Raw genomic sequence first — 22,070 nt, 5'->3', positions numbered from 1 at the left:
CTCCGCCAATTGCGGAGCTCCGACGTCGGCGCAACGAAGCCAAGACACTGAATCCAGAAGACACTGAATCCAGAAGACAACCGAAGACAGAGTTCACCGACATCATGCCTCATCAGTTCAGCCTCAACCAAACCGTCCGCAAGCCCGCCGTCACCTCCAAGGGCGGCATCGTCGCCTCGCAATCGCGGCGCGCGGCCGAGGTGGGCGCGCAGGTGCTGGCTGCGGGCGGCGATTGCGTCGACGCGATCGTGGCGACGACCTTTGCGCTGAACGTTCTGGAGCCCTGGAACAGCGGCATCGGTGGCGGCGGCGCGATGGTGCTCTACCGCGCCAAGGAAAATCGCACTGAGGTGATCGACTACGGCATGTGTGCGCCGCAGAGCCTGCGTACCGCCGACTATCCACTCAGCGGGGAAGGCGCTGCCTCCGATCTGTTTCCCTGGCCGCGGGTGAAGGACGACCGCAACATCCACGGCCCCGGTTCGATCGCCGTGCCCGGCGTCGTCGCCGGCATGGAGGAGGCTCATCGGCGCTACGCCAGAATGCCGTGGAAGGATCTTGTCACGCCGGCTGCCGCGCTTGCCGGCGAAGGCCTGCTGGTCGATTGGTGGACCGCGCTGACGATCACCGCGTCGGCCGCCGATCTCCGGCGCTATCCGGCGAGTGCAGCAGCATTCCTGAAGGACGGCCTGCCCCCGAGCCCACCATGGGGCATCAAGTCCCAGATCCGGCTTCCGCAGGACACGCTCAAGGCGACGCTGTCGCATCTCGCCGACGCCGGACCCCGCGATTTCTACCAGGGCGATCTCGCCAAGAGCATCGCATCCGATATCAGGGCGGACGGCGGTTCGCTGTCGGTGGAGGATCTCGCCGCGTTCCGCGCGCACCTGCGCGAGCCGTTGGCAATCCCCTATCGCGACGGCAAGGTGTATGCGACGCCAGAGCTCACGGCCGGCCCGACGATGGCCCATGCGTTGCGATTGTTGCAGCAAGGCCTGAAGCCGGCGAGCGCGCCGGATTCAGCCGCCTATGCCGAATATGCGCTCGCTCTTCAGGCGGCGTTCCGCGAACGGCTCAAGGACATGGGCGATGCCGCCGGCAAGCGCTCGCTCGGCGCCGAATACCTCGCGCCCGCCTGCACCACGCATTTCTCCGTGGTCGACCGCCACGGCAATATCGCAGCAGTGACGCAGACGCTACTCTCGTCCTTTGGCTCGAAATACGTGACGCCGCACACCGGCATCGCCATGAACAACGGCATCATGTGGTTCGATCCGACCCCCGGCACGACGAACTCGCTCGCACCCGGCAAACGCTGTCTCTGTAACTACACGCCCGTCATTGCCGAAACCAGGGACGGCAAGCGCCTCGCAGTCGGCGCCTCCGGCGGCCGCCGCATCCTGCCGTCGGTGATGCAACTCGTCTCCTTTGCGATGGACTTTGGCATGGATCTCGATGCCGCCATTCACCAGCCACGCATCGACGCCAGCGAAGGCGCGATCGTGATCGGCGACGCTCGGCTGCCTGCGGACGTACGCCAGACGCTGGCCGCGCGCTTCAACTACGAGGAAACGCAGGTGCAGGCTCTGCCGCAGAAGTTCGCCTGCCCAAGCGTGGTGATGCGCGCCGGCGATGTCAATTCCGGCGCGGTCGACATCTTCCAGCCCTGGGCCGACGCGGTGGCGGAGGACTGAGCCGCCATCAGCCAGCGATGCGAGCTGGCGACAGCGACGCAACGACAGACGCGCGACGGCGCTAGCATGCGTTGAGTTAACGCATACCCGTGCATCTCCGCGAGCGTCACGACTCCTCCACATTCTCCGGGAACTTAGCCGCGCGCGGTCAGTTTGTTGAACGGACAAGTGCGCATCATCCCGATGGAGGACCTTTATGAAGAAACTTGCGCTGGCGGCATCGCTGATCGTCGCAGCCGGCCTCACACTCATCAGTCCCGCACTGGCCCGGGGCGGACATGGACACGGACACGGTGGTCATGGTCACGGAATGGGCCATCATCATCACGGCACGCCGCCCGGATGGTCGCATGGCCGCAAGGTCGGCTGGCGCGGTCACGGGTGCCCGCCCGGCCTGTGGAAGCAGGGTCGCTGCTGACATTCAATCTGTAGATCATGCAAGGCGTCGCTCTCTCGTCGAGCGGCGCCTTCTTCATATGCCGAGCCGGTCGCGCACGCGGCCGGTGATCACCGCGGTCGTCACGCCGACCGGCCAGAACGCATGCATCGCGATCGGCTTGATGCCGGTGACGGGCATGTCGATCTCGGCCTTGGCACCACCGATCAGACGGCGCGCGAGCTGCGCACCCATCGCGGTCGAGAGCGCCACGCCGCGACCGTTGCAACCGAGCGAGATCAGGATGTCCTCCGCGGGCTCATGCACATGCGGATAGTGGTCCTTGGTGATCGCGAGCCGGCTGTTCCAGCCATGGGTCCAGGCCACGCCCTTGAGCTGCGGCCACAACCGCTCGGCGTAGCGGATGAGATAGGCGACGTCGTTCGGCGAGTTGATCCAGCGCATCGGCCCGCGGCCGCCCATCAGCAGGCGGTTGTTCTGATCGATGCGGTAGTAGACCGTGATATGGCCGCTCTCGTAGAGGACGGGCCGCGTCGGCATGATCGCGCGCGCGACGTCGTCCGAGAGCGGCGCAGTGGCGGCGATCGATGAAAACACCGGCACGATGGTGCGACGGAGCGCCGGCCAGAGATCGTCCGTAAAGCCGTTGGTTGCAAGCAGCACCTTGTCGGCATGCACCACCGCGCGCGGCGTCTCGATGCGCCAGCTTCTGCCGTCGCGCCGGAGCGACAGCGCCGGCGTCTCGCCATAGACTTTGGCCCCCGCCGAGATCGCGGCCCGCGCAAGGCCGCGGGCGTAGCTGAGCGGATGCAGGTCGCCACCGCGGCTATCCAGCATGGCGCCGATGTAGCGATCCGTGCCGGTCATTTCGCGCAGCTGCTCGCGGTTCAGATACGACACCGGCATGCCGCGGCGGATGCATTGCTGCGCGGTCTTTTCGATCGCAGCGGCGCTGGCCTCGTTATAGGCCACGCGCAGCGTGCCGTTCTGCCGCGCCTCGCACGGGATCTGGTAACGGCGGATCAAATCATGCGTGAAGTTCGTCGTGCCATAGGAGAACTCGATCATGCGGCGGCCGAGCTCAGCGCCGAAATCGGCCTCGATCTGATCGGGATCGTGCTTCAGGCCGGGATTGGTGTGGCCGCCATTGTTGCCCGACGCGCCCCAGCCCGGTTCCTGCGCCTCCAGCACCAGCGCCTCGACGCCTTGCTCCGCCAGATGCAGCGCCGTGGAAAGCCCCGTATAGCCGCCGCCGACGATCGCGACGGAGACGGTCTTGTCCGCATCGAGCGGCGGCGTGGCCACCGGCGCAACGGCGGTGTCGGCATAGAGCGAGGGCGGCAGAGGCAGGCGCGTCATTGCAAGAGTCCGGTCAGAGCGGATGCAGCACGCGGCGCAAAAAATCCTGCGTGCGCGGATGCTGGGGTTGGTTGAGCAACGCCTTGGCAGGCCCCTGCTCGACGATGACGCCGCCATCGATGAACAGCACGCGGTCGGCAACGTCGCGGGCAAAGCCCATCTCATGGGTGACGACAACCATGGTCATGCCCTCATCGGCGAGCTTGCGCATCACGCCGAGCACGTCGCCGACGAGTTCCGGATCGAGCGCCGAGGTCGGCTCGTCGAACAAGATCGCCTTGGGCTGCATCGCGAGCGCACGGGCAATCGCGACGCGCTGCTGCTGACCGCCGGAGAGCTGCGGTGGATGCACATCGGCCTTCTCGGCAAGTCCGACGCGCGCGAGCAGCGCGCGGCCGCGCTCGAACGACTGGGCCCGCGGTTCCTTCTTCACGAACAGCGGCCCTTCGATGACGTTTTCGAGCGCCGTGCGATGCGGGAACAGATTGAAGCGCTGAAACACCATCGAAACCTGCGTGCGGATGTTCACGATCGAGGGCGCATCGCGGTCGACTTTCAGACCCTCAATACTGATCTCGCCGCGGTCGTAGCTTTCGAGCCCATTGATGCAGCGCAGGATGGTCGACTTACCGGAGCCCGACGGGCCAATGATGCAGACCACCTCGCCCTTCTGCACGGAAGCCGTGATGCCCTTGAGCACTTCGACCTTGCCAAAGCTCTTGTGGACGTCGTTCAGCTCGATCATCGCTTGCCCGCCCGCTTCTCGAAGTGCCGGACCAGCAGGATCAACGGAATGCTCATGGTGAGATACATCAGCGCCACCAGCGTGAACACGTTGGTGTTCTTGAAGGTCGAGGACGCGATCAGCTTGCCCTGAAGCGCAAGCTCGGCGACCGTGATGGTGGACGCCTGCGACGAATCCTTCAGCATCATGATCATGACGTTGCCGTAGGGCGGCAGCACGATGCGAACCGCTTGCGGCAGCACCACGCGGCGCATGGTGAGCCACCAGCCCATGCCGATCGACTGCGCCGCCTCGATCTGGCCCTTGTCGATGGCCTCGATGCCGGCGCGGAAGTTTTCGGCCTGATAGGCCGAATAGGCGATGCCGAGCCCGAGGATCGCGGCCTGCAGTGCACTGAGCGTGACGCCGAGATCGGGCATCACGAAGTAGAGATAGAACAGCAGCACGATGATCGGGATGCCGCGGATCACGTTGATCAGGCTGGCGCTGAGCATCGACAGTGCCTTGATGCCGGAGACCCGCATCATCGCCCAGATCAGGCCGAGCACCGTCGAGAGCAGCAGCGAGCCGATGGTGACGACGATCGTCAGTGCGACGCCGCTCATCAGGATCGGGAAGAACTCGACGGCGTCGTGCCAGAAGCCTTTCATCGGAAAGCCTGCGATCAGCCTCTATCAGCCCTGTGCCTTCAGGCCCCATTTGTCGAGGATCTTGTCGATGGTGCCGTTGGCCTTGAGCTTCGCCAGCGAGGCGTTGATCTTGCCGAGCAGCGCGGCCTCGCCCTTGCGCACGCCGATGCCGACGGAGCCGACAGTGACGGGCTTGTAGCCGTCGACAAGCCGCACCTCGGGGAAGCCGCCCTGTTTGATGTTGTAGGCGAGGATCGGATAGTCGGCGTAGCCGGCCTTGAGGCGGCCGGTGTTCACGTCGCGCAGGATGTCGGGGATGGTGTCGTAGGCCTTGACGTCGGCGAACAGGCCGGTCTTCTTCAGCGCGTCGACGAAGGCGGTGCCTACTTGCGCGCCGACCGTCTCACCCTTCAGATCGTCCTGCGTGGCGTAGGCCTTGGTGTCGGTCTTCGGCACCACCAGGCCTTCGCCGTAGGTGTAAATCGGGTCGGAGAAATCGACGACCTCCTTGCGCGGCGCCGTGATGAACATCGCAGCTGCGATGATGTCGATCTTGCTCGAGGTCAGCGACGGGATCAGTGCCGAGAACTGCATCGGCTCGATCTGCACGTTGAAGCCGGCATCCTTGCCGATTTCGGTGACGAGATCGACCATGATGCCCTGAATGCTGTTGGTCTTGGTGTCGAGGAAGGTGAAGGGGATGCCGGTCGGCGTCGAGCCGACCTTCAGCACCTGCTGCGCCGATGCCGGCGTCACCGCTGCAATCGCGAGTGCCGCGACCGCGGCCAGACCAAAACGCTTCATCGCATCCCCCTTTGGGTCCGGCCGGTGGCGGCGCTCGCACGTCGTGATCGCAGACGTTGCGGACCGAGCCGTTTCGGCCTATTTTCACCAATATGAAAATTTGGTCACACTTTCGCGGACGACGCAAGCGGTTTTCATGCACATGAAGGAAGCGGTTTGACGTGAGCGGTGGCAAAAGAATGCGCAAACCGGCCGCCGCAAAGCCGGCCAGGAAGGTCAAGAAGGCTACCGCGAAGCCGGCGGAGCCGGCAATGGACGTCGCGGTCGGCCGTCGCATCAGGGATCTCCGACGCGTCAGGCAATTCTCGCTCGAAACGGTCGCGGCGCGCACGGACCTGTCGATCGGCTTCCTCAGCCAGATCGAACGCGGCCTTTCGTCGCCATCACTACGCGTGCTTGCTACGCTCGCCGACGTGCTCGGCGTCGGCATCGCCGCACTGTTCGGCGCCAGCCCGAGCGCCGACGGCGCGTCCGATCAGGTCGTTACGCGCGGATCGCAGCGGCCCGAGCTGAAACTGTGGCGCACCGGCGTGTCCAAACAATTGCTGAGCCCCGCGAATGCCGACAACAAGCTGAACCTGTTTCTGGTGCATCTGGAGCCCGGCGGCTCGACCGGCGACGAGCTCTACACCCATGACGGCGAAGAGGCCGGCCTCGTGCTCGAAGGCGAGATGATGCTGACGGTGGACAGCGAGACCTGGTCGCTGAAGACCGGCGACAGCTTTCGGTTCGCGAGCCGCAGGCCGCACCGGTTTTCCAATCCGGCGCAGGATGCGAAGGCCGTGGTGCTGTGGGTGAATTGCGTGACGGGGGCTGGGTAGCTTCCTTTCACGCAGCGAGCGCCCCCCAAACCCCGTCATCCTGAGGTGCGAGCAAAGCGAGCCTCGAAGGATGCACGGCCCCGATAGAGCTGGGCCGTCGCCCTTCGAGGGCCGCTGAAGGAGCGGCCACCTCACGGTGGCGGTGATGGATAGATTCGCAGGAGGACGCCTAGCCAAACCTGTGCGCGTACCGATCCACCGTCAGCGCACTCACATCCACATCCGGCTTCTTGCCCGACAGCATATCCGCGAGCACGCGCCCCGAACCGCAGGACATGGTCCAGCCGAGCGTGCCGTGGCCGGTGTTGAGGTGGAGGTTGGCGTATTGCGTCGGGCCGATCACAGGTGGGCCGTCCGGTGTCATCGGGCGCAGGCCGCTCCAGAACGTCGCCTTGGAGAGATCGCCGCCGCGCGGGAACAGATCGGTCAGGGAGTGATCGAGCGTGGCACGGCGGGCTTCGTAGAGCTTGGTCGAGAAGCCCGAGATCTCGGCGGTGCCGCCGACGCGGATGCGATTGCCGAGGCGCGTGATCGCGACCTTGTAGCTCTCGTCCATCACGGTCGATTCCGGCGCGCCGGATGCCTCCTTGATCGGCACCGTGATCGAATATCCCTTCACCGGGTAGACCGGCAGCGAGATGCCGAGCGGCGCCGCCATCCGGGACGAATAGCTTCCGAGCGCGAGGACGTAAGCGTCCGCCTGCAACAGACCCGCGCTGGTCGCGACGCCACTGATGCGCGTGCCATCGGTGACGATACGATCGATGCCGGTATTGAACATGAAGCGCACGCCCAGCGCCTGGGCATGCTTGGCAAGCGCCTGCGTGAACAGGTGGCAGTCGCCGGTCTCGTCCTGCGGCAACCGAAGCCCGCCGACGAATTTTTCCTTCACGCCCGCAAGCGCCGGCTCGACCGCGATGCAGCCCTCGCGGCTCAGCGTCTCATAAGGCACGCCGTACTGCTTGAGCACCGCGACGTCTTCGCCGGTGCCGTCGAGCTGCGCCTGGTAGCGGAACAGCTGCAGCGTGCCCTGCGAGCGCTCGTCATATTGAATGCCGATATCGCGGCGCAGATCGCGCAGGCAGTCGCGGCTGTATTCCGCGATCGGAATCATCCGGCTCTTGTTGACCGCATAGCGCGCGCTGGTGCAGTTGCGCAGCATCTTGAGCAGCCAGACCCACATCACGGGGTCGAGCTTCGGCCGGATCACCAGCGGGCCGTGTTTCATCAGCAGCCATTTGACCGCCTTCACCGGCACGCCGGGGCCGGCCCATGGCGAGGAGTAGCCGGGCGACACTTCGCCGGCATTGGCAAAGGAGGTCTCCAGCGCCGGTTCGGGCTGACGATCGACGACCGTCACTTCGTGGCCGGCACGGGCGAGGTAGTAGGCAGAGGTGACACCGATGACACCGCTGCCGAGGATCAGAACTTTCACGCTTGGTCAAACTCCCGCGGCATCACGCGCGCCGCTGCAAGATAGAACCCTGCAACGGCGAGAGCAATTATCAGGCCACCTTCTTGATGGCGTCACCGAGGATCGAGACCATCTGGTCGATGTGGCTCTTCTCGACAATGAGCGGAGGCGACATCGCAAAGCTGTCGCCGCTCATGCGCAGATAGAGGCCGGTGTTGAAGCAGTCGACCATGACGTCGTAGCCGCGCGCGCCGACGACGCCGTCACGCGGCGCGAGCTCGACCGCGCCCATCAGGCCGCAATTGCGGATGTCGACGACGTTGGGCAGACCCTTGAGCGAGTGCAGCGCATCGCGCCAGTATTCGGCCATCGTCGCACCGCGCGTGAGCAGCCCCTCATCCTTGTAGATGTCGAGCGTCGCGATACCCGCGGCGCAGGCGGTCGGATGCGCGGAATAAGTGTAGCCGTGGAACAGCTCCATCGCATTCTCCGGCCCGACCATCATGCCATCATGAACCTTGCGGCTCGCAAACACGGCGCCGCAGGGAATGGTGCCGTTGGTGATGCCCTTGGCCGTCGTCATCAGGTCCGGCGTGACGCCGAAGAAATTGGCGGCGAACGGCGTGCCGAGACGGCCGAAACCGGTGATGACCTCGTCGAAGATCAGGAGGATGCCGTGCTTGTCGCAGATCCCGCGCAGGCGCTGCAGATAGCCCTTCGGCGGCGGCAGCACCGCGGTCGAGCCCGGCACCGGCTCGACGATGACGGCGGCGATGGTCTCGGCACCATGCAAGGCCACCAGACGCTCGAGATCGTCGGCGAGCTCGGCGCCGTGTTCGGGCTGGTCCTTGGCGAAGGCGTTGCGGGAGAGATCGTGGGTATGGCGGATGTGATCGACGCCCGGCAGCAGCGTGGCGAAGGCGCGACGGTTGGCGACCATGCCGCCGACCGAGGTGCCGCCGAAGCCGACGCCATGATAACCGCGCTCGCGGCCGATCAGGCGGGTGCGGCTCGACTGGCCGTTGGCGCGATGATAGGCGAGCGCGATCTTCAGCGCGGTGTCGACCGATTCAGAGCCGGAGTTGGTGAAGAAGATGCGATCGAGGCCCTTGGGCGCGATCTCGGCAAGGCGCTCGGCGAAATCGAATGCCAGCGGATGACCCATCTGGAAGGTCGGTGCGAAATCCAGCGTCATCAGCTGCCGCTCGACGGCGGCGGCGATCTGCTTGCGGCCGTGGCCGGCATTGACGCACCAGAGGCCGGCGGAGCCATCGATCACCTTGCGGCCGTCGACGGTGGTGTAGTGCATGCCCTCGGCCGAGGAGAACAGCCGCGGGGCCTTCTTGAACTGACGGTTGGCCGTGAACGGCATCCAGAACGAGTCGGTCTTGATAGTGTTCGGAATCTGATGAAGGGTCACGGGCCACGCTCCTTTGCTGACGGGATAGCAGAGGCACGGCTTCCAAAGCGCAACAAGTCCTTTTCTGACGATCTGCAAGCCATTGATTTCACTAGGCCTGCCGGTCCATATTTGCGCGATCCGCAACACCTGCAACAGGGATTTGGGCATGAGCGTCGACATCGGTGGACGGCTGCGATTCATCCGGGCGCGCCAGAAGCTGTCGCAGCGCGAACTCGCCAAGCGCGCCGGCGTCACCAATTCGACGATTTCGCTGATCGAATCCAACCAGATGAACCCGTCGGTGGGCGCGCTCAAGCGCATCCTCGACGGGATCCCGATGGGGCTTGCCGAGTTCTTCGCCCTGGAGCCAGAGACGCGGCGCAAGATCTTTTATCGCTCGGAGGAGCTGACCGAGGTCGGCAAGAAGCCGATCTCTTATCGCCAGATCGGCGACAATCTGTTCGGCCGCAGCCTGCAGATCCTGAAAGAGCGCTACGAGCCCGGCAGCGACACCGGGCGCGTGCATCTCGTTCATGACGGCGAGGAAGGCGGCATCGTGATTTCGGGAAAGCTCGAAGTCACCGTCGAGGACGAGCGCCGCATTCTCAATCCGGGCGATGCCTATTATTTCGAGAGCCGCCGTCCGCATCGCTTTCGCTGCGTCGGCGGCAAGGCTTGCGAAGTGATCTCGGCTTGCACGCCGCCGACGTTTTAGAGCGCACCAGTGTTATCCGGGATCCTACGGAGTGCCCCGGTGTCTTACGGAGCTTGATGCATCTCAATTTCCGCGCGTCCGTCCTCTATATGTTGCGAGCCGTAGCCGAGAGACATTCCGGCGCCGCTTCATAACCAGGCTCGCAGATGAAGATCACGCTCGCCAATGCAGAGGCCGCGCTCGACGAAGTGCAGCGCGACGCCGACAAGCTCCACTCGGAGGAGCTGCGCAGGGCCATTGCCGACTACATCGAGACGCAGCGCGAAGCGCTTAGGGCACTCCGCAAGAAGCTGCATTAGCGATACGCGGCGGAACGAGATGATCTCGTCCCGCCTTTTGCTTGCTTCAGCCCTGCACCAGCAGTTCCTCGATCCTGATCGGAAAGCGGCGCACCCGCACGCCGGTCGCGTGCCAGACGGCATTGGCGACCGCGCCGGCGCTGCCGGTGATGCCGATCTCGCCGACGCCCTTGATGCCGAGCGCGTTGACGTGCGGATCGTGCTCCTCGACCGTAATCACGTCGAGCGGCGGCACGTCGGCATTCACCGGAATGTGGTACTCGCCGAGATTGGCATTCATGATCCGGCCACTGCGGCGGTCGGTGATGGCCTCTTCGTGCAGCGCAAAGGACATGCCCCAGATCATGCCGCCGAACAGCTGGCTCTTCACCAGATGCGGGTTGACGATGCGTCCCGCGGCGAAGGCGCCGACCATGCGGGTGACGCGGATCTGGCCGAGCTCGGGGTCGACCTTCACCTCGGCAAACACCGCACCATGGGCATGCATCGCATACTCTTCCATCGCTGCCGGATTCGGCGCACCGGTGCCGCGGGCCTCGATTTCGGCGACGCCTGCCCGCGCGAGGATCTCGGTGTAGCCCTCGCCGCGGCTCTCGTCGTCGCGCCGGATCAACCGGCCATCGCGCGCGATGACGCCGGCATTGCCGGCGCCGAACAACGGCGAGCGCTCGTCATTGGTGGCGAGGTCGGCGAGCTTGGCGATGACGGCCGCGCCCGCGCTGTGGATCGCAGCGCCCGCGGTCGCCGTGTGCGCCGAGCCGCCGGCGATGCCGGCGTCCGGCAGGTCGGACGTGCCAGCCTTGAACGTGACGCGATCGATATCGAGCCCGACGGCGTCGGCCGCGATCTGGGCAAGTGCCGTCCAGGCGCCCTGCCCCATATCGTGCGCTCCGATCTCCATCGCCCCCGTGCCGTCACGGCGGATCGCCGCGCGCGCTTCGGCCTGGAACATCAGCGCGGGGAACGTCGCGGTGCCCATCCCCCAGCCGACCAGAAGTCCGGCATCATCGCGCATCTGTCGCGGCTGGAGCGCGCGCTTCGCCCAGCCGAAACGCGCCGCGCCCTGATCGTAACAGGCACGCAGCGCTTTCGAGGAAAACGGTTTGCCGGTGATCGGCTCGACCTCGGCATAGTTCTTCAGGCGGAAGGCCAGCGGATCCATACCGCAAGCCCAGGCCATCTCGTCGATCGCGCTTTCCAGTGCAATCGATCCCGTTGCTTCGCCCGGGGCACGCATGAACAATGGCGTGCCGGTGTTGACGCGCACGGCGTCATGCGAGGTGCGGATCGCAGGCGCCGCATAGAGCGTATGCGAGGCGTCAGCCGCCGGTTCGTAGAAATCGTCGAACGTGCTCGACACGGTGCGGGCGTGGTGATCGAGCGCGGTCAGGCGCCCCTCAGCGTCGGCACCGATGCGCAGGCGCTGACGCGTCGGCGCGCGATGGCCGACCGGGCCATACATCTGCTCGCGGCGCAGCACGAGCTTGACCGGCTTGCCGACCAGCTTTGCCGCCATGATGCCGAGGACCGGAGGCCCCGCCATCAGCCCCTTCGAGCCGAAGCCGCCGCCGAGGAACGGGCTGCGGATGTGGATCTTGTCATGGGGAATGCCGAATAGCTCGGCAACACGCGCCAGGGACAACATCAATCCCTGGGTCGGCATGTCGATCTGAAGACTGTCGCCGTTCCAGTGAGCCACGATCGCGTGCGGCTCCATCGCGTTGTGATATTGCGCGGGCGTCTCATAAATCGAGTCGATCTGCTTGTCCGCTGATGCAAGCCCTGCCGCGACATCGCCATGGTGATTTTCGGTTGGGTTGCCGACACCAACGACGGGCGGCACGTAGCTTTCACCAGCATCAAGCCCGACGAGCGCGGGCAGCGCTTCATAACGCGGCGCCAGCAGCACCGCGCCCTCGGTCGCCGCCTCGAGCGTCTCGGCGATCACGACGGCGATGGGCTGGTTGGCGTAACGAACCTCGTTGCTCTGCAGCACCTCCATCCGGAACACGAACGGATTGGTCTTGATCTCCGGATCGATCGCGAGCTGCGGCTTGTGGTCCGCCGTCATGACGTCGACGACGCCGGGATGACGCTTGGCGGCCGCGACATCGAGCGAGGTCACGCGGCCATGCGCGATGCTGGACACGGCCATCACCGCAAACAGCATGCCGGGCGGATGATTGTCGGCCGCGTAAGTCGCCTGTCCCTTGACCTTGAGCACGCCGTCGCGGCGGGTCAGGGGTTGGCCGATGCTCGAGCCGTGACGGAGATGGGCGGGAGCGCTGGTGAGATTGAGCTCAGGCATGAATGGCTCCAGACGAAGCAAAGGGGGATGCCGGCAGCGCGGGGATGCGCGCAGGCGTACCGGCAGCGGCGAGGGTCAGCGCGCGCACGACGATGCGGCGCGCCAGCTCGATCTTGTAGCCGTTGTCGCCGGACGGCTTTGCGTCGGCGAGCGCGCGCCAGGCGGCTTCCTGGAAGGCATCCGCCGTTGGCGCGACGCCCTTGAGGACGTCTTCCGCGGCGCGGGCACGCCAGGGCTTTGCGGCGACGCCGCCGAGCGCAAGTCGCGCTTCCGCGATCTTGCCGTTCTCGATCCGCAGCGCCGCCGCAGCCGAGACGATGGCGAATGCGTAGGAGGTGCGCTCGCGCACCTTGAGATAACGCGCATGCGCGGCGAAACCACGCGCTGCGGGCGGCAGGCGCACCGCAACGATGAGATCGCCGGGCTCGAGCACGGACTCGCGCTCAGGCGTATCGCCGGGCAGGCGATGCAATTCGTCGAGTGCGATCTCGCGACGGCCGTTTCTGCCCTCGATCTCGACGATGGCGCCGAGCGCCACAAGCGGTACGCAGAAGTCGGACGGATGCGTGGCGATGCAGCTCTCGCTCCAGCCGAGCACGGCGTGCGTCCGGTTCTCGCCGTCGCGGGCGTCGCAGCCGCTGCCGGCCTCGCGCCTGTTGCAGCGGCTGGCGGTGTCGTAGAAATAGGCGCAACGGGTCCGCTGCAGCAGATTGCCGCCCACGGTCGCGGCGTTGCGCAGTTGCGCGGAGGCGCCAGAGAGAAGCGCTTCCGCGACGGCCGGATAGGATTTTGCGAACTCCGCATCATGCGCGAGATCGGCATTGCTGACGAGCGCGCCGATCCGCAACGACCCGTCGGCGAGAGTCTCGATTTGATCGAGACCGTCGAGATGCGTGACGTCGACCAAACGATCGGGTCGGCTGACGTTGCCCTTCATCAGGTCGAGCAGATTGGTGCCGGCAGCGAGATAGGTCGCGCCCGGCTGGGCTGCGGCGGCGACGGCCTCTGCGACCGTGGCGGGCCTGATGTAATCGAACTGTTTCATGCTGAGCGCCTCTGGCTGGATTCGTCGGCACCGGCCTGCGCCTCGAGCACGGCATCAACGATGCCGGCGTAAGCACCGCAGCGGCAGAGATTGCCGCTCATGCATTCGCGGATGCGTTCGGGATCGTTGCCGGCCTGGGCTTCCTGCATCAGGCCGATTGCGCTCATGATCTGGCCGGGCGTGCAGAAGCCGCACTGGAATCCGTCATGGGCGATGAACGCGGCCTGGACCGGATGAAGCTGGTCGCCACGCGCGACGCCCTCGATGGTGAGGATGTCGGCGCCGTCATGGCTGATGGCGAGTGCGAGGCAGGAATTGATGCGCTTGCCGTCGACGAGAATGGTGCAGGCACCGCACTGGCCGCGATCGCATCCCTTCTTGGTTCCGGTCAAATGGAGGCGCTCACGCAGGAGATCGAGCAGCGTAACGCGCGGATCGTCGAGGACGAAATCGCGCCGCGTGCCGTTCACGGTGAGGCTGATGGAGTGGTTCATATAAGGCTCCGATCAGATATGGACATGGCTCATCGCTCGGCGCGCCACCGCCGTGGCCGCCGTCGATATCGCGCCGCCCGGACCCGAAGTCCGCACCGGCACCCAGCGAAGATACGGAGGCACCCTCCGCTTAACAAGGGCCGTCGGAAAATATTTGGAATTCGTCAAAAGCCCGTGGGCAGACAACGCGATGCAGCCCTGCAAGGGTTCAATCTAACCAATTCGTGATCTACATTGCCGGCATGGACGACCACACCGACCAGACCCGCAAGCCCCGCGCCGACGCCGTGCGCAATCGCGAGCGCGTGCTCGAAGCGGCCAAGCTCGTGTTCAACGCCGGCGGCCCCGAGGCAAGCCTGGAGGCCGTGGCCAAACGCGCGGGCGTCGGCATCGGCACGCTGTATCGGCATTTCCCGACGCGCGAGGATCTGTTCGAAGCGGTGTACCGGCGCGAGGTCGAACAGCTCAGCGAGCTTGCCGAGCAGTTGAAGAACGCCAAGGACCCGGTCGATGCGCTCAGGCGCTGGCTCGGCTCTACCGTCGAATTCGTCGCCACGAAAAAGGGAATGTCGGCCGCGCTGGCGCTGACGTTCCAGAGCTCGTCTGAACTCGCGGCGTTCTCGATGGACCGTCTGACCAGGGCGGTCGGCTCGCTGCTCGATCGCGCCGTCGCGGCTGGCCAGATGCGCGCCGATATCAGTCCGGAAGACCTGTTCAGGGCCCTGATCGGCATGTGCTACATGCACGACCAGCCCGGCTGGCAATCCTCGGTGCTGCGGACGCTCGACGTGTTCGTCGACGGTCTTCGCGTGCAGCCCGTCGCAAAAGCCAAGGCGCGCGCCACCAAGCGCGCGAAGACGGCGTTGAAACCGAAGCGATAGCGCGTCCGTATTTGCCAAGGCCGTGCTAGGATCAGCATCGCCGGGATGTCAACGCGGAGCCTGCCATGCGCATTGCCGCCTTGCTGGTCGTTCTCAGTCTTGCTTGCAGCTCCTTCTCTGCGCGCGCCGACGATGTCGCGACGTCGCAAGGCGTGATCCGGGCTCAGGAACAAGCTTTTGCGCGAGACGATGCGGCTGCGGCCTATTCCCAGGCCGCGCCGGCGATCCGGGAAATCTTCCCCGCGCCCGACATCTTCATGTCCATGGTGCAGAAGGGTTACGCGCCGGTCTATCGTCACAAGAGTTTTGAGTTCGGCGAGAGCAAGATCGAGGGCAGCTCAATTGCCCAGCGCGTTCACATCATCGACGCCAATGGTGAAGCCTGGGAAGCGCTCTACACGCTCGAGCAGCAGCCGGACGGAAGCTACAAGATCACCGGCTGCTCGCTATTGAAGGCAGGACAGGCGGTCTAAGCCGCCTCCAGCCATAAGGACACCACGGTCGCGACGGCGCCCAGGGTGATTGCGGTGTCGGCGACGTTGAAAATGGCGAACGACCAGGCGTGGTAGGAGAGGTGAACGAAGTCGATCACCGAACCGATCCGCGCGCGGTCCAGCATATTGCCAAGCGCGCCGCCGATGACCAGGGCAAGTCCGGTTGCCAGGATCGGCTGGCCAGATGCCACGCGGCGGAGCCACCAGGCCAATAGTCCGCAGGCCAGAAGCGAGAGGCCAACCAGCGGCCAGCGCTGCGCATCGTCGGCAAACCGCAGGAAGCTGAACGAGATGCCTTTGTTGTAGGACAGCACAAGGTCGACGGATGGCAATGCCGTGAACGAGAAGATGATCATCGGACGATCGGGCTCCAGCAAGCCGACGGCAAGCTGCTTCGTACCCTGATCCAGCAGCACGACAACAAGGACCAGCCAGATCCAGCGGACGCCGACATGTGGCGTCGTCCTAAGTCGCAAAACCCGGACCCGACTTGACCGAACTCATCCGCGCCCGGATCAACAGCATCAGCACGATGCCGACATTGAGGGCATTCCACGCCACGCCGTTGGCGAACGCGGCCGCGTAGGAGCCTGTGGCGTCGAAAATGATGCCGGACACCCAGCCTCCGAAGGACATGCCGAACACCGAGGCGAAGATCACGATGCCGACGCGGGTTGCGGCTTCGCTGGCCGGCATCGCCTCGCGCACGATGATGGCGTAGCTCGGCACGATACCGCCCTGGAACAGGCCGAACATCGCGGAGATCAGATAGAGCGAGGCGAGGCTGTCGAAGAACAGGTAGAACACCAGCGCGAAGCCCTGCGCCAATGCCCCGATCAGCAGCGTCGGGATGCCGCCGATCCTGTCCGCGAGATAGCCCGAGCCGATCCGGCTGACGATGCCGCAGGCCATCATCAGCGACAGCATTTCCGCACCGCGCGCCACGCCATAACCGAGATCGCCGCAATAGGCGACGATATGCACCTGCGGCATCGCCATGGCGACGCAGCAGGAAATGCTGGCGATCGAGAGCAGCACCGTCAGCGTGTTGGTCGAGAGCCTGAGATCGACACGGGGCGGCGCCGCATTGGCGTGATTGCGGACCTTGTCATCGCCCATCTGCGCGCGCAGAACCAGAACCAGGATCGACATCAACACCACGCAGACGAGACCGATGCCGATATGGGTGTAGCGCCAGCCGATCCTCTCAATGCCGGTGTTGACGAGCGGCGGCCAGATCGTGCCGGCGACGTAATTGCCACTCGCGACAATGGTCACGGCGAGGCCGCGATAGCGCTCGAACCAGTGCGAGGCCTCCGCCATCAGCGGCGCAAAGGTCGCGGACGTTCCGAGCCCGATCAGGAAATAGGCGGCGACGAATTGCCAGAGCTGGGTCGACAGTCCTGCGAGCGTATTGGCCACGCCGAGAAAGGCGATGCTGATCGCCATGGCCGGCACGATGCCGAACTTGTCGGTGATCTTGCCCGCGATCACGCCGCCGAGCCCGAAGCCGAACATCATCAGCGTGAAGGCCAGCGACACGGCGCCGCGCGTGGCGGCGAACTCGGCCTGCACCACCGGAATGACCACGACGACCGCCCACATGCCGACGCCGCCGATCGAGCCCATCACCAGTGCGAGCAACAGCCGCACCCAGGCCTGACGCGAGTCAGGGGTGAATGAGGCCGATTTCTGTCCGGGGTGATTTGGTGCGTGCACGGCGCGGACCATGTTCGCGGATCGCCTCGCGGTCAAGCATCGTGCCGCGATAATGGGCATGCGCGGTGCACTGCGGTAAGAAGGCGCTTGGCGAACTCGCGCTTTGCCATTAGTTTGCAATCTGCGTGTGCAACATTGCCGCGCGGAGCAGGCTGTCGGAATGTTGTTGCAATTGACGCGATCGATGCGGATCAGGGTGGGGCGCTTCATAGCGCTGGCCTATCTGTTCTGCGTGCTCGCGCCGGCGGCAAGCCTCGCCTGGGGCAGCGGTCCGGCGCCGTGCCTCGACGACGACGCCCTGCTCGCCGACCTCGTGCCTGTGCATCATCAGATGTCGGCCAGCCACATGCATGGCGACGTGACGCATGACCACGCGGGGATGCATGCGCATCACCAGAGTTCCGCGCAGGACACGCCTGCCCGGCATCATCATGACGGCAAGGGCAAGGTTGGCCCGTGCTGCGCGATGATGTGCGTCAGCGCGCTGCCGGCCGATCTGCCGAGCTTCGCAAAGCCGCTTCAGCCGGTGTCCAGCTGTGCGCCCGAGATCGTGGCCAGCCTGCACAGCGCGGCGCCGCCCCTGCTCTACCGCCCTCCCATCATCTGATCTGATTCCACGAGGTCAGGCCGAGCGCGCAATCCGCGCGCGCGAACCTGTGGTCTCCAGACAGATCAGGATGATTCATGCTTACGCTTCTCGGGGCGAAGTCCGCCGCCGCATCTGCGGCGCGTGGAGGATACTTTCTATTCCATTGGCCGCTGCTGGCCGCGATCGCGTTCGCGCTATCGGGCTGCATGCCGGCAACGACGTCTGTCGCCACCGCGGATCCTGCCGATCCCGCGGCAAAGGCATCGCACGTCGGCTACCGCTCGACGGTCGCGCCCTATACGAGCCTGCGGCCCGCGACGCCCGCGCCGTGGCAAGACCGCAACGACGCGGTCACACCGCAGCCGAAGCAAGACCGGTAGGCGCGCGCCATGGCACATCATTTGGCGCGAGGCCTGCTCGTTCTCGGCGCGCTCAGCCTCTCCGGCTGCGCCGCGTTCTCGCCCGACAGCGGCATGACGGCCGTCTCCGAGCTGACGAGCCAGACCATCAAGAAAGACGTCGCCTTCGTGCGAACGGCGGAGGGGGCCGGAGCGGTCGACGCCCGCGTTCGCCAGTTGCTGTCGCGGACGCTGACCGCAGAGACTGCCGTGCAGGTCGCGCTGCTCAACAACAAGGGACTACAGGCCGCCTACAACGAGCTGGCGCTGGCCGAGACCGATCTGGTCGAGCAGAGTCTGCCGCCCAACCCGGTGTTCTCGGTCTCGCGAATCTCGGGCAATGGCGCCAGCGAGATCGAGCGCCAGGTCGTCGGCGACATCCTGGCGCTGGCCACGCTGCCGTTCCGCTCCGACATCGCGCGCGAGCGGTTTCGTCAGGCGCAATTGCGCGCGGCGCTGGTGACATTGCGGCTCGCTGCAGACGTGCGGCGCGCTTACGTCCGCGCGGTGGCCGGCAACGAGATGGCGGTGCTGCTGACCGACGCGAAAGCGACGGCGGAATCGACTGCGCAGCTCGCGCTCAAGCTCGGTGAGACCGGCTCGGTCAATAAGCTCGATCAGGCCCGCGAGCAGGTGTTTTACGCCGAGACCACCGCCGATCTCGCCACCGCGCGGCAATCTGCGACCAGCGCCCGCGAAAAGCTGGCACGACTGATGGGGCTATGGGACGAAGGTCTCGACTTCCGTCTGCCCAACGCATTGCCGTCGCTGCCACGCCGCCCGCAGGCCTTGCCCTCGATCGAAGCCGATGCGGTCGCCCATCGCATCGACCTGCAGATCGCACGGCTCGAGCTGACGGCACTGGCGAAGTCGTTGAACCTCACCGAGGCGACTCGCTTCGTCACGCTGCTCGATCTCGCCGGCATCTCACGCCGCACCCAGGATCCGGAAGGCGCCCCGTTCCGCGAGCGCGGTTTTGACGTGCAGTTCCAGATCCCGATCTTCGACGGCGGCGAGGTGCGCGTACGGCAGTCGGCGGAGACCTACAACTTCGCCTTCAACCGCCTGACCGAGCGTGCCGTGAACGTCCGCTCGGAAGCGCGCGATGCCTACCGGGTCTATCGCTCCACCCATGATATCGCGAGCCACTACCAGCGCGAGATCTTGCCGTTGCGAAAAATCATCACCGAGGAGATGCAGTTGCGCTTCTCCAGCATGCAGGTCGACATTTTCGCGCTCCTGACCGAGGCAAGACAACGCCTCGCGTCCCTGCGCGGCGCGATCGACGCCAGGCAAAACTTCTTCCTCGCCCAGTCCGAGTTGCAAACCGCCGTCAATGGTGGCGGCGCGCCTGCTGCCGGCGGCGACAACCCAACCAATATCGCCGCGGCAGCACCTGCCGATGGCGGCCACTGATATGGAGGCCAGCATGTTTTCCCGCCGAGGATTTTTGGGCACCGCCGCGCTGGTGAGCGCGTCAGCCGTCAGCGGCCGCGTGCAAGCCGCATCGATTCCGGAAGCGGCACACATGGACAAGGCGGTGATGCAGCCGCCTCTGCATCCCATCGGCGGCCCCGACTACCGTCCCGTCGTCACGCTCAACGGCTGGACGCTGCCGTTCCGCATGAACGGCGACTGGAAGGAATTCCATCTCGTCGCCGAGCCCGTCGTGCGCGAATTCGCCGAGGGCATGAAGGTCAATCTCTGGGGCTACAACGGCCAGTCGCCGGGGCCGACGATCGAGGCGGTCGAAGGCGACAAGGTTCGCATCTTCGTCACCAACCGCCTGCCCGAATACACCACCGTGCATTGGCACGGCATGATCATTCCCAGCGGCATGGACGGCGTCGGCGGACTGACGCAGCCGCACATCCAGCCCGGGAAGACCTTCGTCTACGAGTTCGAGATGAGGAAGAGCGGGACCTTCATGTACCACCCGCATTCCGACGAGATGGTGCAGATGGCGATGGGCATGATGGGCATGGTCGTCGTCCACCCGCGCGATCCGAACTTCCGCCCCGTCGACCGCGACTTCGTCTTCGTGATGAGCACCTATCGCGTCGATCCCGGCACCTATCTGCCGCGGGTCAACGAGATGACCGACTTCAACATGTGGACCTGGAACTCGCGGGTGTTTCCGGGCATCGATCCGCTGCCGGTGCGGCTCGGCGACAAGGTGCGCGTACGCATCGGCAATCTCAGCATGACCAATCACCCGATCCATCTGCATGGCCACAGCTTTGCCGTGACCTGCACCGACGGCGGCTGGATTCCCGAGAGCGCGCAATATCCGGAGACGACGACCGACGTGCCGGTGGGCGCCGTGCGCGTGTTCGACGTCCTCGCCGACAACCCCGGTGACTGGGCGTTTCACTGCCACAAATCGCATCACACCATGAATGCGATGGGACACGACATGCGCAACATGATCGGCGTCTCGCGCAAGGATCTCGCCAGGGCGGTCGGCAAGCTTGCGCCCGACGCCATGGTGATGGGCCAGTCCGGCATGGCGATGGGCAACATGGAGATGCCGGCGCCCGACAACACGCTGCCAATGATGAGCGGCGCCGGCCAGTTCGGGCCGATCGAGATGGGCGGCATGTTCACGGTGATGAAGATCCGTGAGGACCTCGCCCGCGACGATTATCGCGATCCCGGCCCCTATCAATTCCCGCAAGGCACCGTCGCCTACGAGGTCGCTTCCCCCGCGGCGGAGCCGGCGCGGCCGCCGGCCTCGCCCGCGCACAAGATGAAGATGTGAGCGCTTTGATGAACCACCAACTGGAGACCACAATGACGAAGACGATCAAACTCGCCCTGACGCTGGCCGCGCTGTCGGCCGCACCCGCGTTCGCGCACGAGGGGCACGACCATCACGGCTTCTCGGCCGGCGAGCCCGGCGATCCCAAAAAGCCGGCGCGCACCATCGAGATCGCGTTGAGCGAGATGTCCTACGAGCCGTCGAACATCAATGTGAAACGCGGCGAGCAGATCCGCTTCGTGCTGCGCAATGTCGGCAGGGAGGATCACGAATTCCTGCTCGCCACCACGAAGGAAAATCTCGCGCATGCCGAGGTGATGAAGAAGCACCCGCACATGGAGCACGACGATCCAAACGGCGTACGGCTTGCGCCGAACAAGACCGCCGAGATCGTCTGGAAGTTCACCAAAGCCGGCACCTTCGAATTTTCCTGCCTGATCCCCGACCATCGCGACTACGGCATGGTCGGCCACGTCACCGTGAAGTGAGAACAATGGAGACAATCATGAAGCCGATCATGCGCATGACCGCGGCACTCGCGCTGACGCTGGGCCTGACCGTGAGCTCGCTGGCGCAAGCCGCCTCCATCAGCGGCGAGGTCAAGAAAATCGACGAAAGCGCCGGCAAGATCACGCTGAAGCATGGCCCCGCCAAAAGCCTCGGCATGGACGAGCCCATGACCATGGTCTACCGCGTCAGGGATCCCGCCATGCTCAAGCAGGTGAAGGTCGGCGACAAGGTATCGTTTGAAGCCGAGGAGGCAGCCTCGGGGTATACGGTGACGAAGCTGGAGAGAGCGAAGTAAGGCTCGGTCGTCATTCCGGGGCGCGCCCCTTGGCGCGAACCCGGAATCCATTCATCCACCGGACTTGCGGCCCGATGGATTCCGGGCTCGCCCTTCGGGCGCCCCGGAATGACCACCGGGGCCCCCGAAATACCCCGGCCCGACCTCCTGCCGCACCCCGCCGTTAACCCTTTGCTAACCATACACCCGGCAAGAATTGCCGGGTGAAGTCGAGTGTCGTCAGACGCGTAGAACGGGAGCTCCCGTGGACGCCAGTGCGGTGCCTCACTTTCGGAACGGCGGCCCATCGGCCGCCGC

General features: G+C 65.2%; 24 protein-coding genes. 13 read left to right on the top strand and 11 right to left on the bottom strand.

The genetic code is table 11. The features are described from left to right. The first annotated feature begins 104 nt into the window (after window positions 1-104). Both NLM31_RS10235 and NLM31_RS10230 read left to right on the top strand, forming a co-directional pair. Window positions 105-1,694 (top strand): gamma-glutamyltransferase family protein, encoded by a 1,590-nt coding sequence (locus NLM31_RS10235; RefSeq protein WP_254192149.1) that lies wholly within the window; start codon window positions 105-107, stop codon window positions 1,692-1,694. A 196-nt stretch (window positions 1,695-1,890) separates the two neighbouring features. Further along, window positions 1,891-2,112 carry a hypothetical protein gene (locus NLM31_RS10230; protein WP_254192148.1) on the top strand — a complete coding sequence of 74 codons (222 nt, stop codon included), beginning with the start codon at window positions 1,891-1,893 and terminating at the stop codon, window positions 2,110-2,112. A 54-nt stretch (window positions 2,113-2,166) separates the two neighbouring features. Here NLM31_RS10230 and NLM31_RS10225 read toward each other — a convergent pair whose 3' ends face one another. The 4 genes from NLM31_RS10225 to NLM31_RS10210 are packed head-to-tail and all read right to left on the bottom strand — an operon-like array spanning window position 2,167 to window position 5,628. Further along, the gene (locus NLM31_RS10225) at window positions 2,167-3,450 is read right to left on the bottom strand and encodes an FAD-binding oxidoreductase (RefSeq protein ID WP_254192147.1); all 1,284 of its coding nucleotides are present in this window, start codon (window positions 3,448-3,450) and stop codon (window positions 2,167-2,169) included. A gap of 13 nt (window positions 3,451-3,463) precedes the next feature. Then, on the bottom strand, window positions 3,464-4,195 hold the full coding sequence (locus tag NLM31_RS10220; protein WP_254129037.1) for an amino acid ABC transporter ATP-binding protein: 732 nt from the start codon (window positions 4,193-4,195) through the stop codon (window positions 3,464-3,466). Next, window positions 4,192-4,845 (bottom strand): amino acid ABC transporter permease, encoded by a 654-nt coding sequence (locus NLM31_RS10215; protein WP_254129036.1) that lies wholly within the window; start codon window positions 4,843-4,845, stop codon window positions 4,192-4,194. Before NLM31_RS10215 ends, NLM31_RS10220 begins: the two co-directional genes overlap by 4 nt. Before the next feature lie 24 nt (window positions 4,846-4,869). Then, on the bottom strand, window positions 4,870-5,628 hold the full coding sequence (locus tag NLM31_RS10210) for an ABC transporter substrate-binding protein (RefSeq protein WP_254129035.1): 759 nt from the start codon (window positions 5,626-5,628) through the stop codon (window positions 4,870-4,872). Between the two features lie 179 nt (window positions 5,629-5,807). Here NLM31_RS10210 and NLM31_RS10205 point away from each other — a divergent pair, with 179 nt between their 5' ends. After that, on the top strand, window positions 5,808-6,449 hold the full coding sequence (locus NLM31_RS10205; protein WP_254129034.1) for a helix-turn-helix domain-containing protein: 642 nt from the start codon (window positions 5,808-5,810) through the stop codon (window positions 6,447-6,449). A gap of 169 nt (window positions 6,450-6,618) precedes the next feature. Here NLM31_RS10205 and NLM31_RS10200 read toward each other — a convergent pair whose 3' ends face one another. Beyond that, window positions 6,619-7,884, bottom strand: coding sequence for a D-amino acid dehydrogenase (locus tag NLM31_RS10200; RefSeq protein ID WP_254129033.1), 1,266 nt, complete (start codon window positions 7,882-7,884; stop codon window positions 6,619-6,621). A 70-nt stretch (window positions 7,885-7,954) separates the two neighbouring features. Then, complete coding sequence (locus NLM31_RS10195) at window positions 7,955-9,283, bottom strand: aspartate aminotransferase family protein (RefSeq protein ID WP_254129032.1); 1,329 nt, start codon at window positions 9,281-9,283, stop codon at window positions 7,955-7,957. A gap of 148 nt (window positions 9,284-9,431) precedes the next feature. On the opposite strand from NLM31_RS10195, the gene NLM31_RS10190 reads away from it, so the two are divergent. Then, window positions 9,432-9,980, top strand: a complete 549-nt coding sequence (locus NLM31_RS10190) for a cupin domain-containing protein (RefSeq protein WP_254129031.1) — start codon at window positions 9,432-9,434, stop codon at window positions 9,978-9,980. 146 nt (window positions 9,981-10,126) lie between these two features. Next, a complete protein-coding gene (locus tag NLM31_RS10185; protein WP_254129030.1) occupies window positions 10,127-10,279 on the top strand; it encodes a hypothetical protein in 153 nt (50 codons plus the stop codon). Window positions 10,280-10,325: 46 nt separating this feature from the next. Here the strand turns inward: NLM31_RS10185 and NLM31_RS10180 are convergent, their stop codons facing one another. Genes NLM31_RS10180 through NLM31_RS10170 form a run of 3 tightly spaced genes read right to left on the bottom strand, consistent with a single transcriptional unit; the run spans window position 10,326 to window position 14,126 of the window. Then, window positions 10,326-12,587 (bottom strand): xanthine dehydrogenase family protein molybdopterin-binding subunit, encoded by a 2,262-nt coding sequence (locus tag NLM31_RS10180; protein ID WP_254129029.1) that lies wholly within the window; start codon window positions 12,585-12,587, stop codon window positions 10,326-10,328. Then, window positions 12,580-13,632: a xanthine dehydrogenase family protein subunit M gene (locus tag NLM31_RS10175; RefSeq protein ID WP_254129028.1), complete on the bottom strand. Its 1,053-nt coding sequence runs from the start codon at window positions 13,630-13,632 to the stop codon at window positions 12,580-12,582. Before NLM31_RS10175 ends, NLM31_RS10180 begins: the two co-directional genes overlap by 8 nt. After that, a complete protein-coding gene (locus tag NLM31_RS10170) occupies window positions 13,629-14,126 on the bottom strand; it encodes a (2Fe-2S)-binding protein (RefSeq protein ID WP_254129027.1) in 498 nt (165 codons plus the stop codon). The genes NLM31_RS10175 and NLM31_RS10170 overlap by 4 nt, the downstream gene beginning before the upstream one ends. Window positions 14,127-14,368: 242 nt before the next feature. Here NLM31_RS10170 and NLM31_RS10165 point away from each other — a divergent pair, with 242 nt between their 5' ends. Next, complete coding sequence (locus NLM31_RS10165; protein ID WP_254135285.1) at window positions 14,369-15,007, top strand: TetR/AcrR family transcriptional regulator; 639 nt, start codon at window positions 14,369-14,371, stop codon at window positions 15,005-15,007. A 65-nt stretch (window positions 15,008-15,072) separates the two neighbouring features. Beyond that, complete coding sequence (locus NLM31_RS10160; protein ID WP_254192146.1) at window positions 15,073-15,480, top strand: DUF4864 domain-containing protein; 408 nt, start codon at window positions 15,073-15,075, stop codon at window positions 15,478-15,480. Here the strand turns inward: NLM31_RS10160 and lspA are convergent. Further along, window positions 15,477-15,977, bottom strand: a complete 501-nt coding sequence (lspA, locus tag NLM31_RS10155; protein ID WP_254192145.1) for a signal peptidase II — start codon at window positions 15,975-15,977, stop codon at window positions 15,477-15,479. The two genes, NLM31_RS10160 and lspA, sit on opposite strands and share 4 nt — an antisense overlap. After that, entirely contained in the window at window positions 15,967-17,232 is a 1,266-nt protein-coding gene (locus tag NLM31_RS10150) for an MFS transporter (RefSeq protein WP_254192144.1), read from the bottom strand. The genes lspA and NLM31_RS10150 overlap by 11 nt, the downstream gene beginning before the upstream one ends. 148 nt (window positions 17,233-17,380) lie before the next feature. Between NLM31_RS10150 and NLM31_RS10145 the strand changes: the two genes are divergently transcribed. From NLM31_RS10145 to NLM31_RS10120, 6 genes are all read left to right on the top strand, one after another. After that, window positions 17,381-17,827 carry a hypothetical protein gene (locus NLM31_RS10145; protein WP_254192143.1) on the top strand — a complete coding sequence of 149 codons (447 nt, stop codon included), beginning with the start codon at window positions 17,381-17,383 and terminating at the stop codon, window positions 17,825-17,827. Between the two features lie 77 nt (window positions 17,828-17,904). Beyond that, window positions 17,905-18,189: a hypothetical protein gene (locus NLM31_RS10140; protein WP_254192142.1), complete on the top strand. Its 285-nt coding sequence runs from the start codon at window positions 17,905-17,907 to the stop codon at window positions 18,187-18,189. A 9-nt stretch (window positions 18,190-18,198) separates the two neighbouring features. Beyond that, complete coding sequence (locus NLM31_RS10135; RefSeq protein ID WP_254192141.1) at window positions 18,199-19,623, top strand: TolC family protein; 1,425 nt, start codon at window positions 18,199-18,201, stop codon at window positions 19,621-19,623. Between the two features lie 13 nt (window positions 19,624-19,636). Beyond that, window positions 19,637-20,968 carry a copper oxidase gene (locus NLM31_RS10130; protein ID WP_254192140.1) on the top strand — a complete coding sequence of 444 codons (1,332 nt, stop codon included), beginning with the start codon at window positions 19,637-19,639 and terminating at the stop codon, window positions 20,966-20,968. Window positions 20,969-21,000: 32 nt separating this feature from the next. Continuing rightward, complete coding sequence (locus NLM31_RS10125) at window positions 21,001-21,456, top strand: cupredoxin domain-containing protein (RefSeq protein ID WP_254129019.1); 456 nt, start codon at window positions 21,001-21,003, stop codon at window positions 21,454-21,456. A gap of 17 nt (window positions 21,457-21,473) precedes the next feature. After that, a complete protein-coding gene (locus tag NLM31_RS10120) occupies window positions 21,474-21,773 on the top strand; it encodes a copper-binding protein (protein WP_254129018.1) in 300 nt (99 codons plus the stop codon). Window positions 21,774-22,070: the final 297 nt, after the last annotated feature.

Origin of the sequence: Bradyrhizobium sp. CCGUVB4N, from assembly GCF_024199945.1 — a bacterium.
Lineage (GTDB): Bacteria > Pseudomonadota > Alphaproteobacteria > Rhizobiales > Xanthobacteraceae > Bradyrhizobium.
This window is presented reverse-complemented; position numbering and strand designations above follow the sequence as displayed.

Bases quoted from the DNA above. Each gene is read 5' to 3' on its own strand.
- NLM31_RS10235 (WP_254192149.1), top strand. From the start codon at position 105: ATGCCTCATCAGTTCAGCCTCAACCAAACCGTCCGCAAGCCCGCCGTC.
- NLM31_RS10230 (WP_254192148.1), top strand. From the start codon at position 1,891: ATGAAGAAACTTGCGCTGGCGGCATCGCTGATCGTCGCAGCCGGCCTC.
- NLM31_RS10225 (WP_254192147.1), bottom strand. From the start codon at position 3,450: ATGACGCGCCTGCCTCTGCCGCCCTCGCTCTATGCCGACACCGCCGTT.
- NLM31_RS10220 (WP_254129037.1), bottom strand. From the start codon at position 4,195: ATGATCGAGCTGAACGACGTCCACAAGAGCTTTGGCAAGGTCGAAGTG.
- NLM31_RS10215 (WP_254129036.1), bottom strand. From the start codon at position 4,845: ATGAAAGGCTTCTGGCACGACGCCGTCGAGTTCTTCCCGATCCTGATG.
- NLM31_RS10210 (WP_254129035.1), bottom strand. From the start codon at position 5,628: ATGAAGCGTTTTGGTCTGGCCGCGGTCGCGGCACTCGCGATTGCAGCG.
- NLM31_RS10205 (WP_254129034.1), top strand. From the start codon at position 5,808: ATGCGCAAACCGGCCGCCGCAAAGCCGGCCAGGAAGGTCAAGAAGGCT.
- NLM31_RS10190 (WP_254129031.1), top strand. From the start codon at position 9,432: ATGAGCGTCGACATCGGTGGACGGCTGCGATTCATCCGGGCGCGCCAG.
- NLM31_RS10185 (WP_254129030.1), top strand. From the start codon at position 10,127: ATGAAGATCACGCTCGCCAATGCAGAGGCCGCGCTCGACGAAGTGCAG.
- NLM31_RS10180 (WP_254129029.1), bottom strand. From the start codon at position 12,587: ATGCCTGAGCTCAATCTCACCAGCGCTCCCGCCCATCTCCGTCACGGC.
- NLM31_RS10175 (WP_254129028.1), bottom strand. From the start codon at position 13,632: ATGAAACAGTTCGATTACATCAGGCCCGCCACGGTCGCAGAGGCCGTC.
- NLM31_RS10170 (WP_254129027.1), bottom strand. From the start codon at position 14,126: ATGAACCACTCCATCAGCCTCACCGTGAACGGCACGCGGCGCGATTTC.
- NLM31_RS10165 (WP_254135285.1), top strand. From the start codon at position 14,369: ATGGACGACCACACCGACCAGACCCGCAAGCCCCGCGCCGACGCCGTG.
- NLM31_RS10160 (WP_254192146.1), top strand. From the start codon at position 15,073: ATGCGCATTGCCGCCTTGCTGGTCGTTCTCAGTCTTGCTTGCAGCTCC.
- NLM31_RS10150 (WP_254192144.1), bottom strand. From the start codon at position 17,232: ATGGTCCGCGCCGTGCACGCACCAAATCACCCCGGACAGAAATCGGCC.
- NLM31_RS10145 (WP_254192143.1), top strand. From the start codon at position 17,381: ATGTTGTTGCAATTGACGCGATCGATGCGGATCAGGGTGGGGCGCTTC.
- NLM31_RS10140 (WP_254192142.1), top strand. From the start codon at position 17,905: ATGCTTACGCTTCTCGGGGCGAAGTCCGCCGCCGCATCTGCGGCGCGT.
- NLM31_RS10135 (WP_254192141.1), top strand. From the start codon at position 18,199: ATGGCACATCATTTGGCGCGAGGCCTGCTCGTTCTCGGCGCGCTCAGC.
- NLM31_RS10130 (WP_254192140.1), top strand. From the start codon at position 19,637: ATGTTTTCCCGCCGAGGATTTTTGGGCACCGCCGCGCTGGTGAGCGCG.
- NLM31_RS10125 (WP_254129019.1), top strand. From the start codon at position 21,001: ATGACGAAGACGATCAAACTCGCCCTGACGCTGGCCGCGCTGTCGGCC.
- NLM31_RS10120 (WP_254129018.1), top strand. From the start codon at position 21,474: ATGAAGCCGATCATGCGCATGACCGCGGCACTCGCGCTGACGCTGGGC.